Below are 24,351 nucleotides of genomic sequence, written 5' to 3' on the forward strand. Positions count from 1 at the left end.
TCGGACTGGGGGGGTGGGAGTGCCCCCACCGGGGGGGAGGAGTTTCGATGGGGAGAGGGGACCAGGGACCTCCGTCAGGGGATGGGGGGGGGGAGGGCCCCCCGGCCCCCTTTCGGGACTACGCTCCCCGCTCCGGCGTCCGCCGGCGGGCGTCCCCTCGCGCCCGCGCCTCACGCCGGTGTCACCTCGCCGAGGCTGACGGGGCGTGGGTGGGAGGTGGCTTCGGCGTGCCGCAGGCGCCTCTCGGCCTCTGCCCGGGTGGGCGCCCGGCGGGTGAAGACGTCCTGCCCGACGGCCGTGGCCTCCCAGGTGTTGGCCTCGGCCGCGGAGGCGGTGAGCAGCCAGGTGACACAGAGCCGCTCCTCGCCGTCCGCGTAGTACTGGCCGTTCCAGCTGGTCACCGAGCAGGCGTCGGTCCTCGCGTTGCGCCACGCCACCGTCCAGCCGAGCGGCGTCCCGTGGTCCGGGAGGGCAGCAGTCTCATAACGCCCTACGAGCGGGTACGCGCCCACCGCGTGCCCCGCGCCCGAGACGTAGGTGCCCCGGATGCAGCCGGTGGGGTCGGCCGTGATCCGCATGAACGAGCCGAACTCGTTGTACCAGTCTCCGGTGATGCTCATCGCTCGCTCCTCCTTCGTCCGCCCCGGCCCCGGCCCGGCCGTGGGACGACCGGCTACATGTGTCCGGAGGGCCCGCCGGCGTGGTGTGCCCGGACGGCGTCCGGACGGTGGGTCAGCCGGTCGGCCACGGCCACGGCGCCGTCCACGTGAGCGGCGATCTGCGCCGCCAGTTCGGCGTCCTCGCGCCGCTCCAGGTGCCCCCTCAGCGTCACGACGCCCGCGTCGACGGTGACGTCCACGGCGTGGCGGGGAACGCCGACCCCCCTGGTCACCTGGTCGATCACGTCGCGGCGCAGCTCGTCGTCCGTGCGCAGGAAGACCCTCAGCAGGTCGCTCCTGGTGACGATCCCGACCAGGTGATCCTTGTCGTCCACCACGGGCAGCCGCTCCACCCGGTGCTCGCGCATCACCCGTGCCGCCTCGGTGACGTACTGCTCCGGGGTGGCGGTGAGCGCGGGCCGGGTCATGAGGTGCTCCGCGGTGCCCGCGCGGGCCTTGCGCTCAGCCGTACGTGCCGCGTGGGTCAGCCTCGGCAGCCGGACGTGCCTGCGTCCGTGCCGCTCCTCACGCTGTGCCTGATGCTGCAGCAGATCCGTCTCGGAGATCACTCCGACGACGTTCTGCGCGTCGTCGACGACGGGCAGTCCGCTGATGCGGTGCTCCGACAGCAGCCGGGCGACCTGCTTGAACGACGTCTCACGCCCGGTCCTCACGACCTCCTGTGTCATGACGTCCTTGATCCTGCAGTACCTCATCGCCGTCTCCTTCCTCCTTCCGTCCGCAGTGCCTTCAATTCGGCTCTCCTTGTCCATCTCCCCCTCCACTTCCCAGCATTGACCTCGGCGGCGTGCGCCGCATGGGCCCGATCGGGCACAGGTGGCTCCGGCCGACCCATGGCAGCGAAGGCGATGCGGCGGCCGCGCCGACCGCGCGGAAAGGCTCAGCGCGGGGACCGGTCAGCGCGGCGGGTGCGTGGGGCGTTCCTGGAGCGTGACCGCGAGCCAGCACGCCCAGCCGATCGGCTGCACGGCCCAGAAGCTGACGGCCCGGTACAGGAGCGTCGCGGCGATCGCCGACGCCGACGGGAGTCCGTAGAGCACGAGAAGCGCGGACATGCTCGTCTCGACCACGCCGAGGCTGCCGGGGGTCAGTCGCAGACTGCCGGGGATCTGGGTGAGGACGTAGGCGAGCAGCAGCCCGTGCCAGGGCACGCCGACGTTCAGGGCCCACAGGGACGCGGCCAGGCCGGCGACGTCGAGCCCCCAGTTGAGCAGGGCCAGCGTGAACGGGCGCAGCCACGGCCGCAGTCCGGGCTGCAGCCCGCGGGCCTGCTCGATCAGCCGCGCCAGCGCCTGCTGTCCTTCCCGGACGCGGGCGGAGCGTGCTCCGGCGCGCTGCCACAACCTCTCGACGGCCGAGCGGAAGGCGGCGAACCGGGACGCCCCGAGCACCGCCAGCGCGATGCCCAGGACCGGGAGCACACCGGCGAGAGGGAGCAGGACCGTGCGCAGGCCCGCCGGTCCGGCGGCGGTCACGCCGATCAGGAAGACGAGGGCCAGGCTGAGGGCCGACAGCACCCCGGCCATGACCAGCACCGCGGCCGCGAGCACCTGCTGCACTCCCCGGCGGCGCAGCTGGCGGTAGACCCACGCCGCTGAGAAGGCCGCCCCGCCGGGCAGCGCGCCGGCCACCGAGTTGGCGGCCACCACGACCGCCGTCGTACGGCGCAGGCTCCAGCGCTCCCCGCCCGCGGCCAGCAGCCACCGGTACACGCCCGCGAAGCACACGAACGACAGCGCCTCGCACCCCACGGCGACCGCGACCGGCAACGGGTGCACCCCGGCGATGAGGTGGTACGCCTGTGCCAGCTCACGGCGTCGCAGCACGGCGACCAGGACGACGGCCGCGGCGAGGAGCACGGCCCCCAGCCACCACACGATCCCCGGCCGCGCGGGACGCCCCGTCTCCCACTCGGCATGGCGCTCCGTGGCGGACACCCGCCGGCGGGCCATCAGCCGTCACCTTCGGCCGCGCCCGGCGGACCCACAGGGCGGTTGCGTTCCACGGCCGCCTCCTTAGCGGCGTACCAACGCTCGATTCCTCTCCATACAAACGCCCTGGCCGCCTGGGAGCGCCTTGCCGGCCGGCGGATGCCGGGCACGCGGGCCGCACGAGGATCACCTGCGACGAGCGCGTCGTCGCCGGTCGGCCTCACGCTGGCCCGGCCCCGGGGCGGGCCGGTAGCGGCCCACCCCCTTCTCCGAGGAGCCGCCGCGGCGGCCCGTGCCGGTCCCCACACCGGCGCCACCCACGGGACACTGTGTCTCTTCGGGCCTGCACCCCACAGGGCCCGGGGTGGAGACACGCGGCTGATGAGGTCCTTCCCCAAGAGGAACCCCGTCGCCGGTTGTCTCGTGGGTTCGCGTGCCACACTCGCACCACACCCGCGGCGGGAGCAGATGCCGAACGACCCACCGAGGGGGCCGACCGGCCCAACGGCTCGGCGTGGCGCGCCGTCCGCGCCCGCCCGCCGCCCGGACGTCAGGCGGCCTGCTCCGACGCCGTCGGCGGGACCACCGCCACCGGAGCCATCGCGTGCAGCAGCACGGCCTGGGTGACCGAGCCGACCATGCGGGCCGGGGACATCAGGCGGCGGCGATGGCGGCCCACGACGACCAGTTCGGCGTCCTTGGAGGCGGCGACCAGGAGGCCCGCCGCGTCGCCCGGCAGGGCGTAGGCGTCGGACCGGACGTCGGGGTGCCGCTCGCGATGCGGGGCGAGAAGGCCCTCGGCCAGGGCCCAGGTCTCGTTCTCCACGGCGCTCTGGTCGATGGTCGGCGGGACGAGCTCGCCGGGCGAGGCCCAGAACTGCGGCGGCCAGCTGTAGGCGGCGATCACCTGGAGGCGGGCGCCGCGCAGCCCGGCCTCGCCGCAGGCGAAGGCGAGGGTCGCCTGGTCGGGGTGGTCGACGTCGACGCCGACCACCACACGCGGACCGGACTCGACGGTCAGGACGCCGTGCTCGCCCTGTGCCCCGGCGTCGTGGGAGGCCCCACCACCGCGCCCCTGCCGGGGCACCACGATCACCGGGCACTCCGCGTCACGGGCGGCGGCCATGCCGGTGGAGCCGAGCAGCAGGCTGGCGAAGCCGCCGCGCCCGCGCGAGCCGAGTACCAACAACTGTGCGCCGGAGCCCAGTTCGGGCAGCACGGCGGCCGGTGCGCCCTCCAGCGGGCGGTACTCCACGGCCGGCAGGTCCGTTCGGCCCTCGAACCGCGCGCGCACCTGGTCAAGGACCGGGTCGTCCTCCGGGTCGGGCGGACCGGTGGTGAGGACCTCGGGCTGCGCCCAGGGCGCGTACTGCCGCACATGGACCACCCGCAGCGGCGCCCCGCGCCCGCGGGCGGCGTCCACCGCCAGGTCCAGCGCGTGCAGGCTGTCGTCCGACCCGTCGACCGCCGCGATGACCGGCAGGCTGCTGCTCATGGGGCTCCTCACCTCCGGAAGACGACCTTCCCCTCCGGGGGCCAGCCTCGCTCAGGAGGCGGCCCCGGGAGGGCCACCAGGTCGCGTGTCCGGAAAAACGGGCGGAACACTCCCGGATCGGACCGCAGGATCAGGTCACGTCAGGTCGAACTCTCCTTCCCGCGCCCCTGACACGAACGCGCCCCACTCCGCGGGGGTGAAGATCAAAGAAGGGCTTTCCGGGCGGCCGCTGTTGCGCATCGCGATGAAACCCTCGACAAATGCGATCTGGACATCCCCCATGCCACGGCTGCTCGAGTGCCAGTCGGCGTTGCTGAGGTCCAGCTCCGGCTTATCCCAGCCGGCAAGCGGGTGCTGCTGGATGGTGCTCTCGGCCACGTCCGTGCTCCTCCCGATTCGTCGTCCGCGGCCAGCCTAGCGATCGGTTTCTGTTGCCGACAGGCCACGTGAGGGGGACCCTTTCCCGCGGCCGTCAGGAGTCGGGCCGTTCGCTGCCCACGAGCCACATGGAGAAGAACTGCGAGCCGCCTCCGTAGGCGTGCCCGAGGACCCGTCGCGCGCCTTCCACCTGGTGTTCTCCGGCGAGGCCGCGCACCTGGAGGGCCGCCTCCGCGAAGCGGATCATGCCGGAGGCGCCGATCGGATTCGTCGACAGGACGCCGCCCGACATGTTGACGGGCAGGTCCCCGTCCAGCTCCGTGACCCCCGATTCGGTGAGTTTCCAGCCCTCGCCCTCCTCCGCGAAGCCCAGGTTCTCCAGCCACATCGGCTCGTACCAGGAGAACGGCACGTACATCTCGACGGCGTCGATGTCCCGGCGCGGGTCGGCGATCTGGGCCTGCCGGTACACGTCGGCCGCGCAGTCCTTGCCGGCCTGCGGCGAGACGAAGTCCTTTCCGGCGAAGAGCGTCGGCTCGCTGCGCATGGCGCCGCCGAGCATCCAGGCCACCGGCCGCGGGGCGCGCGCGGCCCCGGCCCGGTCGGTCAGCACCATCGCGCAGGCGCCGTCGGAGGACGGGCAGGTCTCCGAGTAGCGGATCGGATCCCACAGCATCGGCGAGGCCTGGACCTTCTCCAGGGTGATGTCGTGCTCGTGGAGGTGGGCGTAGGTGTTCTTCAGGGCGTTGCGCCGGTCCTTGTAGGCGACGAGCGAGCCGACCGTGTCCGGCGCCCCGGTGCGGCGCATGTACGCGCGCACGTGCGGGGCGAAGAAGCCGCCCGCGCCGGCCAGCAGCGGCTGCTGGAAGGGGATCGGCAGGGACAGGCCCCACATGGCGTTGGACTCGGACTGCTTCTCGAAGGCCAGCGTGAGCACGGTGCCGTGGACGCGGGCGGCGACGAGGTTGGCGGCGACGAGTGCGGTGGAGCCGCCGACCGAGCCCGCGGTGTGCACGCGCAGCATGGGCTTGCCCACCGCGCCGAGCGCGTCGGCGAGGTACAGCTCGGGCATCATGACGCCCTCGAAGAAGTCGGGCGCCTTGCCGATGACCACGGCATCGATGTCGGCCCAGGTCAACTCGGCGTCCTCCAGGGCGCGTTGCGCGGCCTCCCGGACGAGCCCGGCGATCGACACGTCCCGTCGCGCCGCCACGTGCTTGGTCTGGCCGACGCCTACGACGGCCACGGGTTCCTTGCTCATCGCGGATCCCCTTCGAGTACGGCGACCAGGTTCTGCTGCAGACAGGGGCCGGAGGTGGCGTGGGCGAGCGCCCGGTCCGACTCGCCCCGGTGGATCGCGGCGGCGGCCTCGCCGAGCCGGATGAGTCCCGCGGCCATGATCGGGTTGGCGGCGAGCGCGCCGCCGGAGGGGTTCACCCGCACGTCGTCACCGAGCCGCAGGGCCTTGCGCAGCACGACCTCCTGCGAGGTGAAGGGCGCGTGCAACTCGGCCGTGTCCACCGGCCGTTCGAAGACGCCGGCCTTCTCGGCGGCGAGCCGGGCGGAGGGCGAGTCGGTCAGGTCGCGCACGCCGAGGCCGTGCGCCTCGATGCGGTGGTCGATGCCGCGGATCCAGGCGGGCCGCTCGCACAGCTCCCGGGCCCGCTCCCCCGCCGCGAGGATCACGGCGGCGGCTCCGTCGCCGATGGGCGGGCAGTCTCCGGTACGCAGCGGCCGTACGCGGTAGTCGCCTTGCGGGACCGAACCCCTCAGCTGGGCATGGGAGTTGGCCTCGGCGTCGGCGCGGCTGCGGGCGGCGACGGCCGCGAGGGCGGGCTCGTCGGTCTCGCCCGCGTCGATGAGGGCCTGGGCCTGGAGGGCGGCGAGGGCGATGGAGTCGGGCCACAGGGGCGCGACGTAGTAGGGGTCGAGCTGCCGGGTCAGCACGTCGCGCACGGAGCCGGGCGAGGACTTGCCGTACGCGTAGACGAGGGCGGTGTCCGCGTCGCCGGTCAGCAGCTTCGTCCACGCCTCGTACAGGGCCCAGGCGCCGTCCATCTCCACGTGCGACTCGGAGATGGGCGGCCAGGCGCCGACGCCGTCGAGCGCGAGAGTGAAGGAGAAGGCGCGGCCGGCCAGATAGTCGCTGGAGCCGGAGCAGGTGAAGCCGATGTCGGCGGTCTTCAGGCCGGTCTGCCCGAGGACGCCGTGCAGCACCGGCATGAGCATCTCGACCTCGGAGAGCTCGTCGCTGGTGCGGCGGTGGTCGGTCTGGGCGAAGGCCACCAGTGCTATGTCACGCATCAGAGCAGCTCCTTGTAGGTGTCGTACTCCGCGTCGGGCTCCCCGGTGGGCCGGTAGTGGTCGGGGTAGCGGGCCCCTTCCGTCCACACCGCCTCGACGCGCAGGCCCATGCGCACCTGGTCGTAGGGGATGCCGCCGATCCGGCCGTGCAGTGCGAGGTCGGCACCGTCGAGCGCGATGTGGGCGTAGACGTACGGCACTTCGATGTCGAGGTTCTTCGCCTTGATGTTGACGATGCAGTACGTGGTGACCGTGCCGCGCGGCCCGACCTCGACCTGCTCCGCGGTGGCGACGCCGCAGGTGGGGCAGGCGCCGCGCGGCGGTACGTACACCTTGCGGCAGGACGGGCAGCGTTCGCCGACCGTGCGCCGGTCCGCGAGGGCGTGGATGTAGGCGGACTGCGCGCGGCCCGGCGAGTAGGTGTAGTCGAGCCGGGCGGGCGCGACGATGCCGGTGATCGCGTCCGCGAACCGGCCGTCGTGGCCCGTGGGTTGCTCCTGTTCGCCGTCGTACGGCTCGAAGCAGGCGATGTCGGTGATGGCGCCCTCGCGCTCCTCGGCCCAGCGCACCCGGACCCGCATGCCGGTGTGCACGGCGTCGGGGCCGGGGGCGTCGAGGGCGTGCAGCAGGGCGGTGTCGGCTCCGTCGAGACGGACCAGAACCCAGGCGAAGGGCGTGCCGAGGGGCTGGCCACGGCGCGGCTCGTGGTTCCAGGCCCAGGTCGTGACCGTGCCGGTGGGGGCGACCTCGACCAGGTCGCGGAGCTCCTCGGAGGTGACGGGGTCGTACTCCACGGGCGGGACGAGGGTGCGGCCGTCGCCGGTACGCACCCCGAGGACGACGCCCTCGCGCAGTCCGGTGAGGAAGGCGCTCTGGACGGGGCCGACGGAGCGGGTGAAGGGGAACTCGACGGCGAGGGGTGCTTTGAGGACTTCGGGCATGCCGGTCTCCTTGGGAGGGCCTGCTGGGCTCAAGCTCGCTTGTAGACGGGCGGTCGCTTCTCCGCGAAGGCGCGGGCGCCCTCCTTGGCGTCGGCGGTGTCGAAGATCGGCCAGCCGCGCTTGAGTTCGGCGGCGAGTCCGTCCGTCTCGGTCATCTCCGCGGTCTCGTAGACCGAGGCCTTGACCGCTTCCACGGCCAACGGACCGCAGGCGTTGATCAGTTCGGCGATCTCCAGCGCCTTGGCGAGGGCTGTGCCGTCGGGTACGACATGGCCGACCAGGCCGATGGCGGCGGCCTCGCGGGCGCTGTAGGGGCGGCCGGTGAGCAGCATCTCCAGGGCGTGGGTGCGCGGGATCTGGCGCTGCAGCCGGACGGTGGAGCCGCCGATCGGGAACAGGCCGCGCTTGACCTCGAAGAGGCCGAAGGTGGCCGACTCGCCCGCGACCCGGATGTCGGTGCCCTGGAGGATCTCCGTGCCGCCCGCCACGCAGTACCCCTCGACGGCGGCGATCACCGGCTTGCGCGGGCGGTGGTGGCGCAGCATCGCCTTCCAGTGCAGGTCGGGGTCGGCCTTGAGGCGGTCCCGGTACTGCTCGCCCTCCATGCCCCTCCCCGCCAGGGCCTTGAGGTCCATGCCCGCGCAGAACGCACCGCCGGCGCCGGTCAGCACGACCGAGCGGACCGCGTCGTCCTCGTCCGCCTCGAGCCAGCCGTCGTGGAGCCCGACGAGCATCGGCAGCGAGAGCGCGTTCTTGGCCTCGGGCCTGTTGAGCGTGAGCACCAGTGTGGCGCCTTCGCGCTGCACGGTGAGGTGTTCCGTCCCACCCATTGCCGTCTCCCCTCTCCAGGAACGAGAACAGGTTGCAGTACCCCGCAAGGCACTTCAAGAGTTTTCTGACAGACAGTCAGATTTCTTCGCGCGAACCCTTCACAGTTGCCGCGCCCTTTGCTCTGATGACCGGCGAACCGACAGCTGCCAGGCTCGCCCCGGGGCGAGGGGACGGTCAGGAGGAGCGGTGGAGTACAACCTTGCGGACCTGTTCGAGTCTGTCGTCGACGTGGTGCCCGACCGCGAGGCCCTGGTGTACGTCGACCACCCGGGCACGGGCGCCGAACGCCGCCTGACCTACGCGGAGTTGGACGCGGCCGCCAACCGCATCGGCCATCACCTGATCGACGCCGGCATCCGCCCCGGCGAACACCTCGGACTGCACCTCTACAACGGCATCGAGTACCTGCAGACGGTGTTCGCCTGCCTCAAGGCGCGGATCGTCCCGGTCAACGTCAACTACCGTTACGTGGAAGACGAGTTGGTGTACCTCTACCGCGACGCCGATCTCGTGGCGCTGGTCTTCGACGCGGAGTTCGACGGCCGGGTGGCGGCGGCGCTGCCGCAGTGCCCGAAGCTGCGGCACCTGGTGCGGGTGGGGGGTGACGGCGGGCCGTCGGCCGCGGTGTCCTTCGCGGCGGCGGAGGCGGGCGGTTCACCGGAGCGCGGGTTCCCGGCGCGCTCGGGGGACGACCAGTTCATCATCTACACCGGCGGCACCACGGGGATGCCCAAGGGGGTGATGTGGCGCCAGGAGGACCTGTTCTTCGCGGGTCTCGGCGGCGGCGCGCCGACCGGGGAGCCGGTGCAGAAGCCGGAGGAACTGGCCGAGCGGGTCGCGGCGGGCGGCAGCGGGATCACCTTCTTCCCCACTCCCCCGCTGATGCACGGCACCTCCACCCTCACCTCGTTCATCGGCTTCAACTTCGGCCAGCGGGTGGTGATCCACCGGAAGTTCGTTCCGGAGGAGGTGCTGCGCACCATCGAGAAGGAGCGGGTCACCAGCGTCTCGCTGGTCGGCGACGCGATGCTGCGGCCGCTGATCGACGCCCTGAACGGCCCCATGAAGGGCACGGACTGCTCGTCGGTGTTCAGTGTGTCCTCCTCCGGCGCGGTCATGTCGGAGACGGTGCGCCGCCAGTTCCAGGAGCTGCTGCCGAACACGATGCTGCTGAACAACTACGGCTCGTCCGAGTCCGGCTTCAACGGCACGGCGACGGCCGACTCCGGGGCCGGGCAGAGCTTCCGCATCCAGGTCAACTCGCGCACGCAGGTGGTCGACGTGGTCACCCGTGACCCGGTCGCGCCGGGCGAGGTGGGCCGAGTCGCCCAGTCCGGCAACGTCCCGCTGGGCTACTACAACGACCCGCGGAAGACGGCCGAGACGTTCTTCGAGAAGGACGGCCGGCGCTGGGTGCTGCTCGGCGACATGGCGACCGTGGACGAGGAGGGTGTCGTCACCGTGCTCGGCCGGGGCTCGCAGTGCATCAACACCGGCGGCGAGAAGGTGTATCCGGAGGAGGTCGAACAGGCCCTGAAGTCCCATCCCGACGTGTACGACGCGCTGGTGGCCGGGGTGCCGGACGCGAAGTGGGGCAACCATGTGGCCGCGGTCGTACAGCTGCGGGCGGGGGCGCCGCACCCCTCGCTGGAGGACGTCCAGTCCTACTGCCGTACCCATCTGGCCGGTTACAAGATCCCTCGCCAGCTGGTGATCACCGACGGCATCCGGCGCTCGCCCAGCGGAAAGGCGGACTACCGGTGGGCCCGGGAGGTCGCGGTTGCGGCGGACGGCACCACCCGCTAGGCGCCCGCCCGAGGCGACCGGCGTAGTCTTTGCGCGCGGTTGACCCGGGACTTTGAACAGCGAGTGACGCCGGGCCGTACGGAGGTTGGCGGCCCGGCCCTGCGGGTCCGGTTCGCCGTGCCATCAGCGGGCTACGTACGGAAGGACCTCCGGGTGTCGCACCTCACGCCCCCTCGTCAACTGCCGGACATCGCAGCGGGGGCCGACCCCGATACGGGTGTGGCCCCTGATGCCGCCGGGGCATCAGGTGATACGGCCGGGACAGCCGGGACGACCGAGGCGAAACCGGCGAAGCCGGTGAAGCCGCGCGACCCGGTGTGCGGCGACGCGGCTGCGGGAGCAGAGGACACGGCGGAGCCGAAGACGGAAGCGGCGGCCACGACCGCGGACACCACGGAACCGGAGACGAAAGCTGCGGCCACGACCGCCGACACCACGGAACCGGAGACGAAAGCTGCGGCCACGACCGCCGACACCACGGAGCCGAAGGCGGACACCGCTGCCACAGACACCACCGAGCCGGACGCAGAGGCCGCGGCCACGACCGCCGAACAGCAACAGCCCTCGGCACACGGCCCCGCCTCCGCCACCGACCTCTCCTCCGACACCGCCCCGCCGTCCGGCCCCCCGTCCCCACCAAGCCGTCCCGGATGGTTCGGCTGGCGGCGTCGGTACCCGCGGGCCGCGAGCACCGTGCGGGTCGTCACGAGCGTTCTCGCCGCGCTGCTGGTGCTCGTCGTGCTCCTGGTGCCCAACCGGCTCGACCGGATCAACGTCGAGTCCTTCCTGCGTCTGCCCGTCGAGGCGATCTTCCTCGCGGCGATACTGCTCGCGCTGCCGGCGAGGCCACGGCGCGTCACGGCCGGGGTGCTGGGCGTGTTCCTCGGTCTGTCCACCATCCTGAAGTGCCTCGACATGGGCTTCCGCCAGACGCTGGCCCGGCCGTTCGACCTGGTCTTCGACTGGGTCCTGCTGAGCGACGCGGCGGACTGGATGAAGGACTCGTTCGGCCGCGGCGGTGAGCTGCTCGCGGTGATCGGCGTGATCGTCGCGGTCGTCGCCGTGCTCGTGGTGAGTGCCCTCGCGCTGATACGGCTGGCGAACGTGCTGGCCCGTCACCGCCCCATGGCCGTACGCACCACACTGGTCCTCGGCGTCGTGTGGATCATCTGCTTCACCCTGGGGGTCCAGTTCGGCGGCGTCACCTTCGCCACCAAGGGCTACGCCCAGTACCTCGCCAACCGGGTGCAGTACGTCCGCGACGGCCTCGGCGACGCCGACGTCTTCAAGAAGCAGATGGCCGTCGACGCCTACGCCAAGACCCCGCCCGACCAGCTGCTGACCGGGCTGCGCGGCAAGGACGTGATGTTCACCTTCATCGAGAGCTACGGCCGGGTGGCCATCGATTCGCCGGCCATGGGGCCGCAGATCGACGCGACGCTCCAGCAGGGCGACGCCAGGCTCAAGTCGGCCGGCTTCGCGGCCGCAGCGGCTGGCTCAGGTCGCCTGTGACGGGCGCGGGCAGCTGGCTCGCCCACTCGACGTTCCTGTCCGGCCTGTGGATCAAGAACCAGCAGCGCTACCGGACCCTGACCACCAGCAAGCGCGCCACGCTGACCAGCTACTTCCAGAAGACCGGCGCCTGGCGCACGGTCGGCATCGTCCCGGGCGTGCGCAAGTCCTGGCCCGAGGGCAAGTACTTCGGCCTCGACCACATCTACGACTCCACGCACCTCGGCTACGAGGGCCCGTACTTCAGCTGGACGCCGGTGCCGGACCAGTTCAGCCTGGAGGCCTTCCAGAAGCTGGAGCACGGCAAGAAGAACCGCGACCCGCTCATGGCGGAGATCATCCTCGCCTCCAGCCACAACCCCTGGTCCCCCATCGCCCACATGATCGACTGGAAGGACCTCGGCAACGGCAAGGTCTTCTACAAGATCAAGAAGGAGGGCACCAACCCCACGCAGGTCTGGAAGAGCGCGAAGCGCGTGCGGACCGAGTACCGCAAGGCCATCCAGTACTCCCTGGACAGCCTGACCCAGTGGATGCAGCGCTACGGCGACAAGAACACCGTCCTCGTCTTCCTGGGCGACCACCAGCCCGTCCCGACGGTCACCGGCGGCACCGCCAACCGGGACGTGCCGGTCTCGATCGTCGCCCGCGACCCGAAGGTGCTCGACCGTGTCGCGAACTGGGGCTGGACGGACGGCCTCAAGCCCGCCGACAACGCCCCGGAGTGGACCATGAACCACTTCCGGGACCGCTTCCTGACGGCGTACGGGCCCCACGCCGGGTGAGGTGACGTGACGGGCCCCGGCCGGCCGGGCCGGGGCCTTCGGACGGCGTAACACAACGCGCCCGGCCGAGGCGGGTGTCCCTAGGGTCGATCAACGGTGATCGAACGTCACCGGGCCTGATGAGGACACCCCATGAACGTACCGATACGTGCGCTGGCCACGACCGCGCTCACGATCCTCCTGACCACCGGGCCGACGACCCTGGCGGCCCGTACGCAGACCGATCTGGACTGCAGCGACTTCGTCTTCCAGGAGGACGCACAGGCGGAGTTCAACCGCGATCCCAGCGACCCCTTCCGGCTGGACGCCGACGACGACGGCATCGCCTGCGAGGTCCTGCCGCACCGGACCGCGGCCCCCGTCACTCCGGCTCCGGCCACGATCCCCCAGCGGGGAGTGGACGCGGGCGTGGGCGCAGGCACCGTTCCCGCCGACCTCGAGATGGCGATCGGCGTCGGCCTCGCCCTCCTCGCCCTGACTCTCGCCTCCGGCCGCGTCCTGCTGCGACGGCGGGACGGCGCGGCGACCGCGCGGGCGAGGGACTGACCGGGGACCCCGCAGCGCCCGCGCCACCGTTCCCCCCTCCCCTCTTCCCCGCCGCACCCGGTCAGCCGGTCAGCCGGTCAGCCGGTCAGCCGGTCAGCCGGTCAGCCGGTGAAGCACATCCTCCGGCCGTCCGCCGGGACGAGGCAGACGCGGACGTCGCCGGGGTCCTGCCCGGGCGGCATGCCGGTCATCGGGGTCGCGAGGTAGGCGTCGACGTCGTGCCGGTCCTTCACCCGGATCTCCTTGCGAGGTGCCCCGGGCAGGGTGAGTTCCACCCGGTCGCCGAGGTGGAGGTGCGTGGCGCGCACCCAGACGGCGTGGCACGCCGTGCCGAAGCGCAGCTGCAGGCGCCGTCCCCCCGCGGCGGTGCGCACGGCCAGGGTCCGGACCATCCGCTGCCCGCCGCACCCCATGTCGAGGGGGTCCTGCCCCTCGCACGTGCGGCCCGAGCACCCGGGCCGTGGTGTGAAGGCCGTCGCGGTGGCCCCGGCGGTGGCCGAGGGTGACGTGTGCGGGGTGGACAGCAGCACGGCCGCGGCCGCCGCCGTGATCGCCGCCAGCGCGGCGGCGGCACCCCACACGTACGGTGTGCCGCGGCCGCCGCGGGTCTCGGGCGGCGGCTCCGGTGTCGCCCGCGCCCGTCCGCTCCAGCGGGCGTCGGCCAGCTCCCAGAGCGCGAGCAGCCGGTGCGGGCGGACGCCCGCCACCTCGCACAGCGACTCCACGGCACGGCGTGGCACCGGCTGGGTGCCGGCCAGATAGCGCGCCCAGGACGACTTGCTGTACGGGGTGCGCCGGGCCAGCTGCGCCAGACTCAGCCCCGCCGCGGCGCGCACCTCGCGCATGCTCACGGCCAGCTGCGCCGTCTCCGGGCTCATGTGCGCAGCTCTCGCCAGGTGTCCGGGCCGACGATGCCGTCCGGCACCAGCCCGTGCCGTTTCTGGAAGGCGCGCGCGGCCTGCCCGGTCCGCTCGCCGTACACCCCGTCGACCCGGCCGGGGGAGGAACCGTGCCGCAGCAGCAGGCACTGGGCCTCCACCACGTCCCAGCCGGTGCTGCCCCGGTCCAGCAGGACGTCGCGGCTGGTGGCGTATCCGGCGGTCAGGACGCCGTTCGCGCGCCGGATCCGGCCGCAGTCGTAGGAGCGGCCGCTGTGGTAGGCGGAGGTGCCGAGCGCGGCGCTCCGCCCGGTCCCCGCCCTGCCGCCGTCGCCGTGCCAGGACGCTCCGGCGAGGAACCCGGCGGCGAAGGCCACCAGGACGGCGGCGCCCGCGGCGGCCGGGACGGTGCGCGCGGTCCACCACGACCGGCGCGTCCACCACGCCCGGCGGGTCCACCGCGCCCGGCGGGTCCGGCCTGGCGGGCGGTCGGCGGCGTCGGACGCGGGGGCCGGTTCCGTTCGCCGGGCCCGTGCGGTCCCGGCGACCTCGTGCAGCACCAGCAGCCGCTCGGCCGGGGTCCCGCAGAGCTCGGCGAGTTCCTCGGCCGCGCCGCGCGGCACCGGCTTCTTGCCGTTGAGGTAGCGCTCCCAGGACGAGGAGCTGTACGACGTCCTGGCCGCCAGCGCGGCCAGGCTCAGTCCCGCCCGGTCCTTCAGCCGTCTCAGCTGCGCGACGAGTTGCCGTTCCGCGTCGTCGAGCCCGGCGGGCAGTTCCTTCCAGCGCGTCATGTCACGTCCTCGTACACGGGTGAGGTCGCCGTCGTGGAGGAGGACGCGGTTCCCGTGGGGCCCCGGTTGCGCTTCCCGGCGCTCATGACCACTTCCCGCCCCGCCGGCCGTCCCACGGTTTTGTCACGGGACCCGGTGTCCCAGCAGGTCGGCGCATGGGTCGTGCCGTGTGCCACCGGTTTCGGCGGCGCGTGTGGCGGGCGCCGGATCCAGCCGGGCAACGTCGTCGGTGCCACCGAGGGGCCCGGCACGGGAGGGACCTCCCCCGCCCCGCATTCCACCGGAAGCGGACGCGGCCCCTCAACCCACCGGAAAGGAACCGGCCATGACCCTGCGCAGGACTCTCGCGCTCACGACCGTCACCGGAGCACTCGGAGCGGGCCTGGTGCTCGGCTCGGTCGGCAGCGCCTCCGCGCGGCCCGACGTGCCGAACGTCGGCCGCGGCGATGCGGGCGTGCCCGTGCTCTGCGTCCAGCACGGCTACAACGACTGGGCCAGGCGCACGCACCACCACACGATCGGCGAGGACCGGGACTTCGGTGCGCGGACCGAGAGCGCGGTCCGGCTCTTCCAGAAGAAGTCCCACCTCGGCGTGGACGGCGTCGTCGGCAAGAAGACCGGCAACAGCCTCCTGGACAACCTGCAGGGCGACGGCGGCTGGCGCTCCGGCTGCTACGAGCACCTGCCGAGCACCCACCGCTGAGCCGGCCTGCCGAGCACCCCGGTCCACCGCGTGGGCCGGGGCCTCAGCGTGCGGATGCCGTCCGGTCCAGGAACGCGGCGACCCGGGCCGCGAACCACACCGGGTCGTCCACCCACGGGTAGTGGCCGGCGCCGGGCTGGACGGTCAACTCCCCCTCGGGGAACGCCTCGACGGTGCTGCGCGCGAGCTCGGGGCACGGGCCGCCGTCGAGTTCGCCGGCGAGGACGAGGACCGGTGCGGTGAGACCGGAGAGCGCGGCCCGGGTGGCGGGCGGGTCGTAGGCGCCGTCGGTGCCGTAGACGTCGGCGGCGTCGTCGTTGAACTCCTCGTCGGCGCGGGCGTCGTGCTCCGCGGCCGCGTCGTCCCAGCGGCCGTAGAAGAAGGGCGCGAACGCCGGGTCGAAGTCGGTCTTCCCCGCCAGCCACTCCTCGTACGAGGGGAACGCCTCCTCGAACCACGGCTCACCGCTGCGCAGCCGCGCCGCCGCCAGCCGGTGCTCCAGGGTCGCCGGCATGCCCAGCGCCCACGGTATGGCGGTCACCAGCACCAGCCGGGAGATCCGCTCCGGGTGGCGGGCGCCGTACAGCATGGCGAGGCTCCCGCCGGCCGAGTGCGCCAGCACGTCCATCCGCTCCAGGCCCAGGTGCACCCGCAGCGCCTCCACGTCCGCCACGAGCCGGTCGCAGCGGTACGTCTCCGGGTCCGCCGGCACCGCGGAGTCGCCGGTGCCGCGCAGGTCGAGCAGGACCAGCCGGCGGTGCGCGGCGAGGCCTCCCAGATCGCCGAGGTAGCCGGAGGCCCGCATGGGCCCGCCGGGCAGCACGACGAGCGGGGTCCCCTCGCCCCGCAGGTGGTAGGCGAGCTCGGTCCCGTCCGGGGCGGTGAAGGTCGGCATACGGAGATCCTCGCGTGCGAAAGCGAGGTCTGACCACTTGCCCGCGGCAACGTGGCCTGAATTACTGATCCCGAGCATCGCGACCGAATGATCGGTTGCCCGAATCGGTGCGGTTGGCCCGGAAGAGGTCCCCATGGCTGATGCGACGGAGCTGCTGGACGCGGGAGAACGGCTGGACGCCGGCGCGCTGCGGGAACTCCAGCTGGAGCGGCTGCGGGCCTCGCTGCGGCACGCGTACGAGCACGTGCCGTTCTACCGGGAGTCCTTCGACAAGGCGGGCGTCCGTCCCGAGGACTGCGCGTCCCTCGCCGATCTGGCCCGCTTCCCCTTCACCGCCAAGACGGACCTGCGGGCGAACTACCCGTACGGCATGTTCGCCGTCCCCGAGGACCGCATCCGGCGCATCCACGCCTCCAGCGGCACCACCGGGCGCCCCACGGTCGTCGGTTACACGGACAACGACCTGTCCCTGTGGGCGGACATGGTGGCCCGCTCGATCCGGGCGGCGGGCGGCCGGCCGGGCGACAGGGTCCATGTGGCGTACGGCTACGGACTGTTCACCGGCGGCCTCGGCGCGCACTACGGCGCCGAGCGGCTCGGCTGTACGGTCATCCCGGCGTCCGGCGGCATGACGGCCCGTCAAGTCCGGCTTGTCCAGGACCTGAAGCCCGGGATCATCATGGTGACACCGTCGTACATGCTCACGCTCCTCGACGAGTTCGAGCGGCAGGGCGTCGATCCGCGCGCCACCTCGCTGCGGGTCGGGATCTTCGGCGCCGAGCCGTGGACCGAGCGGATGCGGCAGGAGATCGAGGAGCGGTTCGCGATCGACGCGGTCGACATATACGGCCTGTCGGAGGTGATCGGCCCCGGGGTCGCGCAGGAGTGCGTGGAGACCAAGGACGGGCTGCACATCTGGGAGGACCACTTCTACCCGGAGGTCGTGGACCCGATCACCGGCGAGGTGCTGCCCGACGGCGAGGAGGGGGAGCTGGTCTTCACCTCGCTGACCAAGGAGGCGATGCCCGTCGTGCGCTACCGCACCCGGGACCTGACCCGGCTGCTGCCGGGCACGGCCCGCGTCTTCCGGCGGATGGAGAAGGTCACCGGGCGCAGCGACGACATGGTCATCCTGCGCGGGGTGAACCTCTTCCCCACGCAGATCGAGGAGATCGTGCTGCGCACGCCCGGCGTCGCCCCGCACTTCCAGCTGCGGCTGACCCGGGAGGGCCGTCTGGACGCCCTCACCGTCCGGGCGGAGGCTCGCACGGACGCGGATCCGCGGACGCGGGAAGCCGCGGCGAAGGCCATCGCGGCGGCCGTGAAGGACGGCATCGGGGTGTCCGTGGCGGTGGAGATCGTCGACCCGGAGTCGCTGGAGCGGTCGGTGGGCAAGATCCGCCGGATCGTGGATCTGCGGGAGGTCAAGTGACGGGCGCGGGGCCCGTCACCCCGTCGGGTCGGCCACGGCCAGGGAGGGCAGCGCCGGCCGCCTGATCCCGGAGAGGTCGCGGAAGACCACGCTGTTGCGGTCGGTGACCGCACGGCCGAGCGCATGGTGCGGCCACAGTCCGCCGGCCATCCGGCGGCTGCGCTCGCCCCACTCCAGCGCCTCGGTGGTGCGGGCCTTGAAGAAGTTCAGGGCGTACCCGCCGGTGTGGATGCGCAGCAGACCGAAGCCGCCGGGGTACTCCTTGGCGGCGCCGACCTCCTGCAGGGCCACGTGCGGGGCGTGCGGCAGGAGCGTGCGCTTGTTGCGGTGGGTGTGGCCCGCGTGGTGCAGGAAGACTCCTGGGGTGGCGGCGTAGGCCTCGACGATCTCGCGGGCCTGGCGGCGGCCCATGCGCTGGCCCGCGCCGACCGGGAAGAGGGAGTCGCGCACGAACAGCGGATGATGGCCGAAGACCAGGGTGGGCTGCTCCCTGTTCTCGCGCAACCGGCTGCGGAACCAGGACAGTTGCTCCGCGCCGAGGCCGCCCGAGTCGGCGCCGTTGCCGGGCTTCTCGTACGTGTCGAGGCCGATCAGCCGCAGCCCGCCGAGGTCGCGTGCGAAGTACCCGGGCTCGTCCTCGCCGCCGAAGCCGCGGCGGAAGGTGTCGCTTCCCTCGCCGGCCCCCGACCCGGGCCGGTCGTGGTTGCCGCGTACCACGAAGTAGTCCTCGCCATGGGTGCCGAAGCCGTCCAGGATCCGCCGGGCGTCCGCCAGGTCCTGCGGCGCGCCGCCTGCCGAGATGTCGCCCGCGGCCAGCAGCAGGTCCGCCCCGCGGCGGCGGGCCTCCGCGACCAGGGCCCGGCTCATGATCTCCGGGTACGGCTCGAGGCCGGGCTGCTGCGTCACCCCGCGCAGGAGGGGGATGCCGGTCACGAGGCCGGCGATGGTCTCGCCGAGGTGCAGGTCGTTGCAGAGCGCCAGCGTCATCAGGTGGCTGCCGGGCGGCGGCTGCGGTGTGGTGAAGGAGTACGGGCCGCCGAGCGACCCCAGGCCGTGACGGGAGGTGCCCGCCGCGTTGCCGCGCACCAGGTGCAGCGTCGTGGGCCGGGCGGCGACGCCGCGTGACCGCGCCTGATAGTAGTACGTCTGCCCGGGTTCGAGACCGGTGAGCTCCACATGGTGGTGTGCCGTGAGCCGGTCCTCGCCGGCGACGCGGTTGAGGCGGCCGGGGTGGGTGCCGTAGACGACCTCCCCCTCCGTGACGGCGGGCAGCATGTGGCCGAAACCGTCGTCGGTGCCGGGCACTCCGGTGTACCAGGTGATGATCGCGCGGTCCTCGGTCAGCGTGACCAGTTCCAGATGGACGGCCGAGACCGTCTGGTGGTGCGGGAGGCGCGCGCGGGCGGCCGAGGCGGCCCTGAGCAGGGCCGGGGCGAGCAGAGCTCCGGAACGCAGCACCTCACAGGGGCCGGGGATCCCGGCGAGGGCGGCGAGGGGAGCGGGGAAACAGCATCGCATGCCTGGTTTGTGCCCTCCTGCCGTATACACCAGACATCGTAACGGCGGCGGTACCAGGTATGAAATGAGACTTCTTGTGTATCTCGTCACCCGGCGAAGCGGTCCCGCAGCTCCCGTTTGAGGATCTTCCCGCTTGCGTTGCGCGGGAGTTCGTCCACGAACACCACCCGCTTCGGCGCCTTGAAGTGGGCGAGGTGCTCGCGGGCGTGGGCGATGAGCTCCTCCTCGGTCACCGCGCCGCGCGGCACCACGAACGCGGTGACGGCCTCGATCCAGCGGTCGTCGGGCAGGCCGACCACGGCGACCTCGGCGACGCCCTCGTGCGTGTAGAGCGCGTCCTCGACCTGGCGCGAAGCGACCAGCACACCACCGGAGTTGATCACGTCCTTCACGCGGTCGACGATCGTGTAGTAGCCGTGCGCGTCCCGGACCGCGAGGTCACCGGAGTGGAACCAGCCGTCGCGGAAGGCGGCGGCGGTCTCCTCGGGCTTGTCCCAGTAGCCCTCGCACAACTGCGGGGAGCGGTAGACGACTTCGCCGGGTGTGCCGTCGGGTACGTCCTTGCCGTCCTCGTCGACCACGCGCGCGTCGACGAACAGGACCGGGCGTCCGCAGGAGTCCATGCGCCCCTTGTGCTCGTCCGGCGCCAGGACCGTGGCCAGGGGGCCGATCTCGCTCTGCCCGAAGCAGTTGAAGAAGCCGAGCTTTGGCAGCCGTTCGCGCAGGCGCTCCAGGACGGGCACCGGCATGGTCGACGCGCCGTAGTAGGCCTTGCGCAGTCCGGACAGGTCGCGGGTGGCGAAGTCCGGGCGGTTGGCGAGCCCGATCCAGACCGTGGGCGGGGCGAACAGGCTGTCCACGCGGCCGGCCTCGATCAGGTCGAAGAGCCGGTCGCCGTCGGGGGCGTCGAGGATGATGTTCGTGGCGCCTACGGCGAGATACGGCAGCAGGAACACGTGCATCTGCGCCGAGTGGTAGAGCGGCAGGGAGTGCACGGGCCGGTCGCCGGCGCTGAGGTCGAGCGCGGTGATCGCGCTCAGGTACTCGTGGACGAGGGCGCGGTGCGTCATCATCGCGCCCTTGGGCAGGGCTGTGGTGCCGGACGTGTACAGCAGCTGCACCAGGTCCTCGGCGCGCGGCTCGGGCCCGTCGTACGCGGGCACGGCCGCCTGCCGGGCGAGCAGCGAGTCGTCGGCGTCGCGCAGGGGCAGCGTCGCCGTCCCGTCCGGGAGCCGCCCGGCGAGGTCGGGGTCGGCCATGACCAGGGTGCTGCCGGACTGGCCGACGATGTACGCCAGATCGTCGCCGGTCAGGTTCTGGTTGACCGGTACGTGGACCAGGCCCGCGCGGGCGCAGGCGAGGAAGCCGATCAGATAGGCGTCCGAGTTGTGGCCGTAGGCGCCGACCCGGTCGCCGGGGGCGAGGCCCTGGGCGAGCAGCACGCTCGCCGCGCGGGAGACCGCCTCGTCGAGTTCTCCGTACGTCCACGAGCGGTCGCGGTACTCGACCGCGACGCGCGCGGGGGTGCGCCGGGCGCTGCGCCGCAGCACCCCGTCAACCGTACTGCCCTGTCCCTGCGTCATGACTGATGATCCTCGGTCCGGCACAGGGTCAGGTCAAGCATGTGGCAGGCTCGGGGACGAGCCGGTCACGGGGGGGTACGGGGACATGACCAGCACACGGGTGCGCAGGCACGCCGAGCCGGTGCTCGACGGGGCGGTGGCCGATCTCGGCGGCTACGACCACGCCGACGCGGTGGCCGTGGAACTGCCCGCCGGCGCCGACGCCGCCGAGTTCACCCGGCTGGTGTTCACCGGTACACCGCAATGGGTGCTCCGCCTCCTCGACGTGCGGGACAAGGCGATGGCCCCCTTCGGGCTGCAGACGCAGCAGCGGGTGCCCAGGGCGGAGATCAGGGTCGAACCCGGCCTGAAGATGGGGCCCTTCCGCATCCTGACGGTGGGTGAGGACGAGGTGCTGTGCGGGGACGACGACAAGCATCTGGACTTCCGCACGTCGTTCGCGGTCCGCCCGGTCGTCTCAGGCACCGGGCTCGAGGGCGTCTGCACGACGGTCGTGCGCTTCCACCGTCCCGCCGGCCGCCTGTACTTCAAGGCCATCGAGCCCTTCCACCACCTGATCGTCCCGCACGTCGTGGGCAACGCGGTGCGGTCCTGACGGCTCGTCACACCGCCCGCGTCCGGCCCTCCCAGTAGGGCTCGCGCAGCCGCCGCTTGTAGAGCTTGCCGTTGGGGTCGCGGGGCATCTCGGCGATGAAGTCGACGGTCTTCGGCCGTTTGTAGCCCGCGAGTTGCTCGGCGCAGTGCTCCAGGATCGAGGCGGCCAGTTCGGGGCCGGGCTCGTGGCCGGGGGCCGCTTCGACGACGGCCTTGACCTCCTCGCCCCAGTCGTCGTGCGGGATGCCGAAGACGGCGGCGTCGGCGACCGCGGGGTGGGCGAGCAGCGCGGACTCGATCTCGGCGGGGTAGATGTTGACGCCGCCCGAGATGATCATGTCGATCTTGCGGTCGCGCAGGAACAGGAAGCCGTCCTCGTCGAGGTAGCCGAGGTCGCCGACGGTGAAGAAGTCGCCGATACGGTTCTTCCTCGTCTTGGCCTCGTCCTTGTGATAGGCGAAGCCGCCGGTGTTCATCTTCATGTAGACGGTGCCGAGTTCACCGGCCGGCAGCCGCTTGCCGTCGTCGTCGAAGACCGCGAGTTCGCTGATGGGCCAGGCCTTGCCGACGGTGCCGGGCTTCTTCAGCCAGTCCGCGGCGGTGGCGAAGGCGCCGCCGCCCTCGCTGGCCGCGTAGTACTCCTCCACCGACTCGCCCCACCAGTCGATCATCGCCCGCTTCACATGGTCGGGGCAGGGTGCGGCGCCGTGGATCGCGTGCCGCATGGACGAGACGTCGTAGGAGCGGCGAACCTCTTCCGGCAGGGCGAGCAGCCGGTGGAACTGGGTCGGGACCATGTGCGTGTGCGTGCACCTCTCGCGGTCGATCAGCCGGAGCATCTCCTCGGGCGTCCACTTGTCCATCAGGACCAGCCGGTGGCCGATGTGCAGGGACGCGCCGGCGAACTGGAGCACGGCGGTGTGGTAGAGCGGCGAGCAGACCAGGTGGACGTTGTCGTCGAACGGCCTGATGCCGAAGATGCCGAGGAAGCCGCCGAGATAGGCCTCCTCGGGCGTCCTGCCGGGCAGCGGGCGGCGGATGCCGCGCGGGCGTCCGGTGGTGCCCGAGGTGTAGTTCATGACCCAGCCGAGTTCGCGGCCGGCGGGCACCGACTCCGGTTGCCCGTAGAGGAGTTCGGCGTACGGCCGGAAGCCCTCGACCGCGCCGACGGCGTACCGGTGGGTGGCCGGCAGTCCGGCCTCATCGGCCGCGTGCCGCGCCGCCTGTGCGAACCGCTGGTGTGAGATCAGCACCTTGGCACCGGAGTCGGCGACGATCCAGCCGATCTCCGGTCCCACGAAGTGGTGGTTGACGGGGACCAGGTAGAAACCGGCCTGGCTGGCGGCGAGATAGGCGGTGAGGAACTCGACGCCGTTGGGCAGGACGACCGCGAAGGCGTCCCCGCGTTCGAGTCCGGCGGCGCGCAGGCCGTGCACCAACCGGTTGACGTCGGCGTGCAGACGGCCGGCGGTCCACCGCTCGCCGTCCGGCGCGACGAGGACCTTTCGGTCGGGATCGGCGGCGGCCTGGGCCCAGAACCCGGCGGGGGGCGTACTCGTCACTTGCCGCTCCTTCCGGCGATACGGATCATGCGGTCGACGGCTTCCTCGAAGCCGCGGGTGAGGTCGTCGAAGACGGCCTGGACACTGCGTTCGCTGTTCATCCGGCCGACGATCTGGCCGACCGGCGTGCCGAGCAGGGGCTCGACCTCGTACTTCTGGATGCGGGTGAGGGCGTCGGCGACGAGCAGGCCCTGGAGGGGCATGGGGAGCGTGCCGGGTCCGGCCGGGTCGTCCCAGGCGTCGGTCCACTCGGTACGGAGCTGGCGTGCGGGTTTCCCGGTGAGGGCGCGGGAGCGGACGGTGTCGCCGGAGCCGGCGGCGAGCAGTTTGCGGGTCACCGCGGGCGAGGTGAGGTCGGCCTCCGTGACGGTCAGCCAGATCGAGCCCAGCCAGACGCCCTGGGCGCCGAGGGCGAGCGCGGCGGCCGCCTGCTGCCCGCTGCCGATGCCGCCCGCGGCCAGCACGGGCAGCGGATCCACGGCCTCGACGACCTCCGGGGTGAGCACCATGGAGGCGATGTCGCCGGTGTGGCCGCCCGCCTCGTAGCCCTGGGCGACGACGATGTCGATGCCCGCTTCCCGGTGCTTGAGCGCGTGCCGGGCGCTGCCCGCGAGCGCGGCGACGAGCACGTCGTGCTCGTGGGCGCGGGCCACGACGTCGGCGGGCGGCGAGCCGAGGGCGTTGGCGAGCAGCCGGATCGGGTAGTCGAAGGCGACGTCGAGCTGGTTGCGGGCGACCTGCTCCATCCAGCCGGTGATGCGCCAGCCGGATGCCTCTCCCTCGGCGAGCTCCGGCACTCCGTACTTGGCGAGGGTGTCCCTGACGAACTGGCGGTGCGACTCGGGGATCATGGCCTCCACGTCGGCCTCGGTGACGCCCTCCACCTTCTTGGCGGGCATCACCACGTCGAGGCCGTAGGGCCGCCCCTCGACATGGGCCTCCAGCCAGTCGAGGTCGCGTTTGAGCTCGTCGGGGGCGGTGTAGCGGACCGCGCCGAGCACCCCGAAGCCCCCGGCCCGGCTGATGGCCGCGGCGACGGCGGGGAACGGCGTGAAGCCGAAAATGGCGTGCTCGATTCCCAGTTTCTTGCTCAACTCCGTCTGCATGGCCGCAGAATGCCGCAGACCTCCGGCCGACGGAAGGCTTTTTCTGATGCTCCGTCAGATTTCTGTGCGGGCGCGGACGC

21 protein-coding genes and 1 pseudogene are annotated in these 24,351 nt (G+C 72.4%); 6 read left to right on the top strand and 16 right to left on the bottom strand.

The window, feature by feature from the left end:
• Positions 1-170: 170 nt before the first annotated feature.
• From ACFU97_RS33805 to ACFU97_RS33845, 9 genes are all read right to left on the bottom strand, one after another.
• Positions 171-620 (bottom strand): avidin/streptavidin family protein, encoded by a 450-nt coding sequence (locus ACFU97_RS33805; protein WP_384264306.1) that lies wholly within the window; start codon positions 618-620, stop codon positions 171-173.
• Between the two features lie 53 nt (positions 621-673).
• Positions 674-1,375, bottom strand: a complete 702-nt coding sequence (locus ACFU97_RS33810; RefSeq protein WP_384264307.1) for a CBS domain-containing protein — start codon at positions 1,373-1,375, stop codon at positions 674-676.
• A 201-nt stretch (positions 1,376-1,576) separates the two neighbouring features.
• Positions 1,577-2,632, bottom strand: a complete 1,056-nt coding sequence (locus ACFU97_RS33815) for a YbhN family protein (protein WP_384264308.1) — start codon at positions 2,630-2,632, stop codon at positions 1,577-1,579.
• Positions 2,633-3,161: 529 nt separating this feature from the next.
• Positions 3,162-4,106 (bottom strand): universal stress protein, encoded by a 945-nt coding sequence (locus ACFU97_RS33820; protein ID WP_384264310.1) that lies wholly within the window; start codon positions 4,104-4,106, stop codon positions 3,162-3,164.
• Between the two features lie 135 nt (positions 4,107-4,241).
• Complete coding sequence (locus ACFU97_RS33825) at positions 4,242-4,484, bottom strand: DUF397 domain-containing protein (RefSeq protein WP_384264311.1); 243 nt, start codon at positions 4,482-4,484, stop codon at positions 4,242-4,244.
• A 94-nt stretch (positions 4,485-4,578) separates the two neighbouring features.
• Positions 4,579-5,745, bottom strand: a complete 1,167-nt coding sequence (locus tag ACFU97_RS33830; protein WP_384264313.1) for a thiolase domain-containing protein — start codon at positions 5,743-5,745, stop codon at positions 4,579-4,581.
• Positions 5,742-6,788 carry a thiolase domain-containing protein gene (locus ACFU97_RS33835; RefSeq protein ID WP_384264315.1) on the bottom strand — a complete coding sequence of 349 codons (1,047 nt, stop codon included), beginning with the start codon at positions 6,786-6,788 and terminating at the stop codon, positions 5,742-5,744. Before ACFU97_RS33835 ends, ACFU97_RS33830 begins: the two co-directional genes overlap by 4 nt.
• A complete protein-coding gene (locus ACFU97_RS33840; RefSeq protein WP_384264317.1) occupies positions 6,788-7,729 on the bottom strand; it encodes a Zn-ribbon domain-containing OB-fold protein in 942 nt (313 codons plus the stop codon). Before ACFU97_RS33840 ends, ACFU97_RS33835 begins: the two co-directional genes overlap by 1 nt.
• Before the next feature lie 29 nt (positions 7,730-7,758).
• On the bottom strand, positions 7,759-8,559 hold the full coding sequence (locus ACFU97_RS33845) for a crotonase/enoyl-CoA hydratase family protein (protein ID WP_384264319.1): 801 nt from the start codon (positions 8,557-8,559) through the stop codon (positions 7,759-7,761).
• 187 nt (positions 8,560-8,746) lie between these two features.
• Here ACFU97_RS33845 and ACFU97_RS33850 point away from each other — a divergent pair, with 187 nt between their 5' ends.
• The 3 genes and pseudogenes from ACFU97_RS33850 (at position 8,747) to ACFU97_RS33860 (ending at position 13,209) form a co-directional block, all read left to right on the top strand.
• On the top strand, positions 8,747-10,366 hold the full coding sequence (locus ACFU97_RS33850) for an acyl-CoA synthetase (protein ID WP_384264320.1): 1,620 nt from the start codon (positions 8,747-8,749) through the stop codon (positions 10,364-10,366).
• A gap of 153 nt (positions 10,367-10,519) precedes the next feature.
• A pseudogene (locus ACFU97_RS33855) lies at positions 10,520-12,663 on the top strand (sulfatase).
• Between the two features lie 132 nt (positions 12,664-12,795).
• Positions 12,796-13,209, top strand: a complete 414-nt coding sequence (locus tag ACFU97_RS33860; RefSeq protein ID WP_384264322.1) for a hypothetical protein — start codon at positions 12,796-12,798, stop codon at positions 13,207-13,209.
• A 101-nt stretch (positions 13,210-13,310) separates the two neighbouring features.
• Here the strand turns inward: ACFU97_RS33860 and ACFU97_RS33865 are convergent, their stop codons facing one another.
• Both ACFU97_RS33865 and ACFU97_RS33870 read right to left on the bottom strand, forming a co-directional pair.
• Positions 13,311-14,087: a helix-turn-helix domain-containing protein gene (locus ACFU97_RS33865; protein WP_384264323.1), complete on the bottom strand. Its 777-nt coding sequence runs from the start codon at positions 14,085-14,087 to the stop codon at positions 13,311-13,313.
• Complete coding sequence (locus ACFU97_RS33870; RefSeq protein ID WP_384264325.1) at positions 14,084-14,878, bottom strand: helix-turn-helix domain-containing protein; 795 nt, start codon at positions 14,876-14,878, stop codon at positions 14,084-14,086. The genes ACFU97_RS33865 and ACFU97_RS33870 overlap by 4 nt, the downstream gene beginning before the upstream one ends.
• A gap of 325 nt (positions 14,879-15,203) precedes the next feature.
• Between ACFU97_RS33870 and ACFU97_RS33875 the strand changes: the two genes are divergently transcribed.
• Positions 15,204-15,581, top strand: coding sequence for a peptidoglycan-binding protein (locus ACFU97_RS33875; RefSeq protein WP_384264326.1), 378 nt, complete (start codon positions 15,204-15,206; stop codon positions 15,579-15,581).
• Between the two features lie 43 nt (positions 15,582-15,624).
• Here the strand turns inward: ACFU97_RS33875 and ACFU97_RS33880 are convergent, their stop codons facing one another.
• Positions 15,625-16,476 (bottom strand): alpha/beta fold hydrolase, encoded by an 852-nt coding sequence (locus tag ACFU97_RS33880; protein WP_384264327.1) that lies wholly within the window; start codon positions 16,474-16,476, stop codon positions 15,625-15,627.
• Positions 16,477-16,609: 133 nt separating this feature from the next.
• Between ACFU97_RS33880 and paaK the strand changes: the two genes are divergently transcribed.
• Positions 16,610-17,908: a phenylacetate--CoA ligase PaaK gene (gene paaK, locus ACFU97_RS33885; protein WP_384264328.1), complete on the top strand. Its 1,299-nt coding sequence runs from the start codon at positions 16,610-16,612 to the stop codon at positions 17,906-17,908.
• Positions 17,909-17,923: 15 nt separating this feature from the next.
• Here paaK and ACFU97_RS33890 read toward each other — a convergent pair whose 3' ends face one another.
• Positions 17,924-19,426 (bottom strand): metallophosphoesterase, encoded by a 1,503-nt coding sequence (locus tag ACFU97_RS33890; RefSeq protein ID WP_384264329.1) that lies wholly within the window; start codon positions 19,424-19,426, stop codon positions 17,924-17,926.
• A gap of 86 nt (positions 19,427-19,512) precedes the next feature.
• Positions 19,513-21,009, bottom strand: a complete 1,497-nt coding sequence (locus ACFU97_RS33895; protein WP_384264331.1) for an acyl-CoA synthetase — start codon at positions 21,007-21,009, stop codon at positions 19,513-19,515.
• Positions 21,010-21,094: 85 nt separating this feature from the next.
• On the opposite strand from ACFU97_RS33895, the gene ACFU97_RS33900 reads away from it, so the two are divergent.
• Positions 21,095-21,604: a DUF2867 domain-containing protein gene (locus ACFU97_RS33900; RefSeq protein ID WP_384264332.1), complete on the top strand. Its 510-nt coding sequence runs from the start codon at positions 21,095-21,097 to the stop codon at positions 21,602-21,604.
• A gap of 7 nt (positions 21,605-21,611) precedes the next feature.
• On the opposite strand, the gene ACFU97_RS33905 is transcribed toward ACFU97_RS33900, so the two are convergent.
• Positions 21,612-23,165 carry an acyl-CoA synthetase gene (locus ACFU97_RS33905; RefSeq protein WP_384264333.1) on the bottom strand — a complete coding sequence of 518 codons (1,554 nt, stop codon included), beginning with the start codon at positions 23,163-23,165 and terminating at the stop codon, positions 21,612-21,614.
• On the bottom strand, positions 23,162-24,271 hold the full coding sequence (locus ACFU97_RS33910; protein WP_384264334.1) for a nitronate monooxygenase: 1,110 nt from the start codon (positions 24,269-24,271) through the stop codon (positions 23,162-23,164). The genes ACFU97_RS33905 and ACFU97_RS33910 overlap by 4 nt, the downstream gene beginning before the upstream one ends.
• Positions 24,272-24,351: the final 80 nt, after the last annotated feature.

It is taken from the genome of Streptomyces sp. NPDC057616, assembly GCF_042800575.1.
GTDB lineage: Bacteria > Actinomycetota > Actinomycetes > Streptomycetales > Streptomycetaceae > Streptomyces.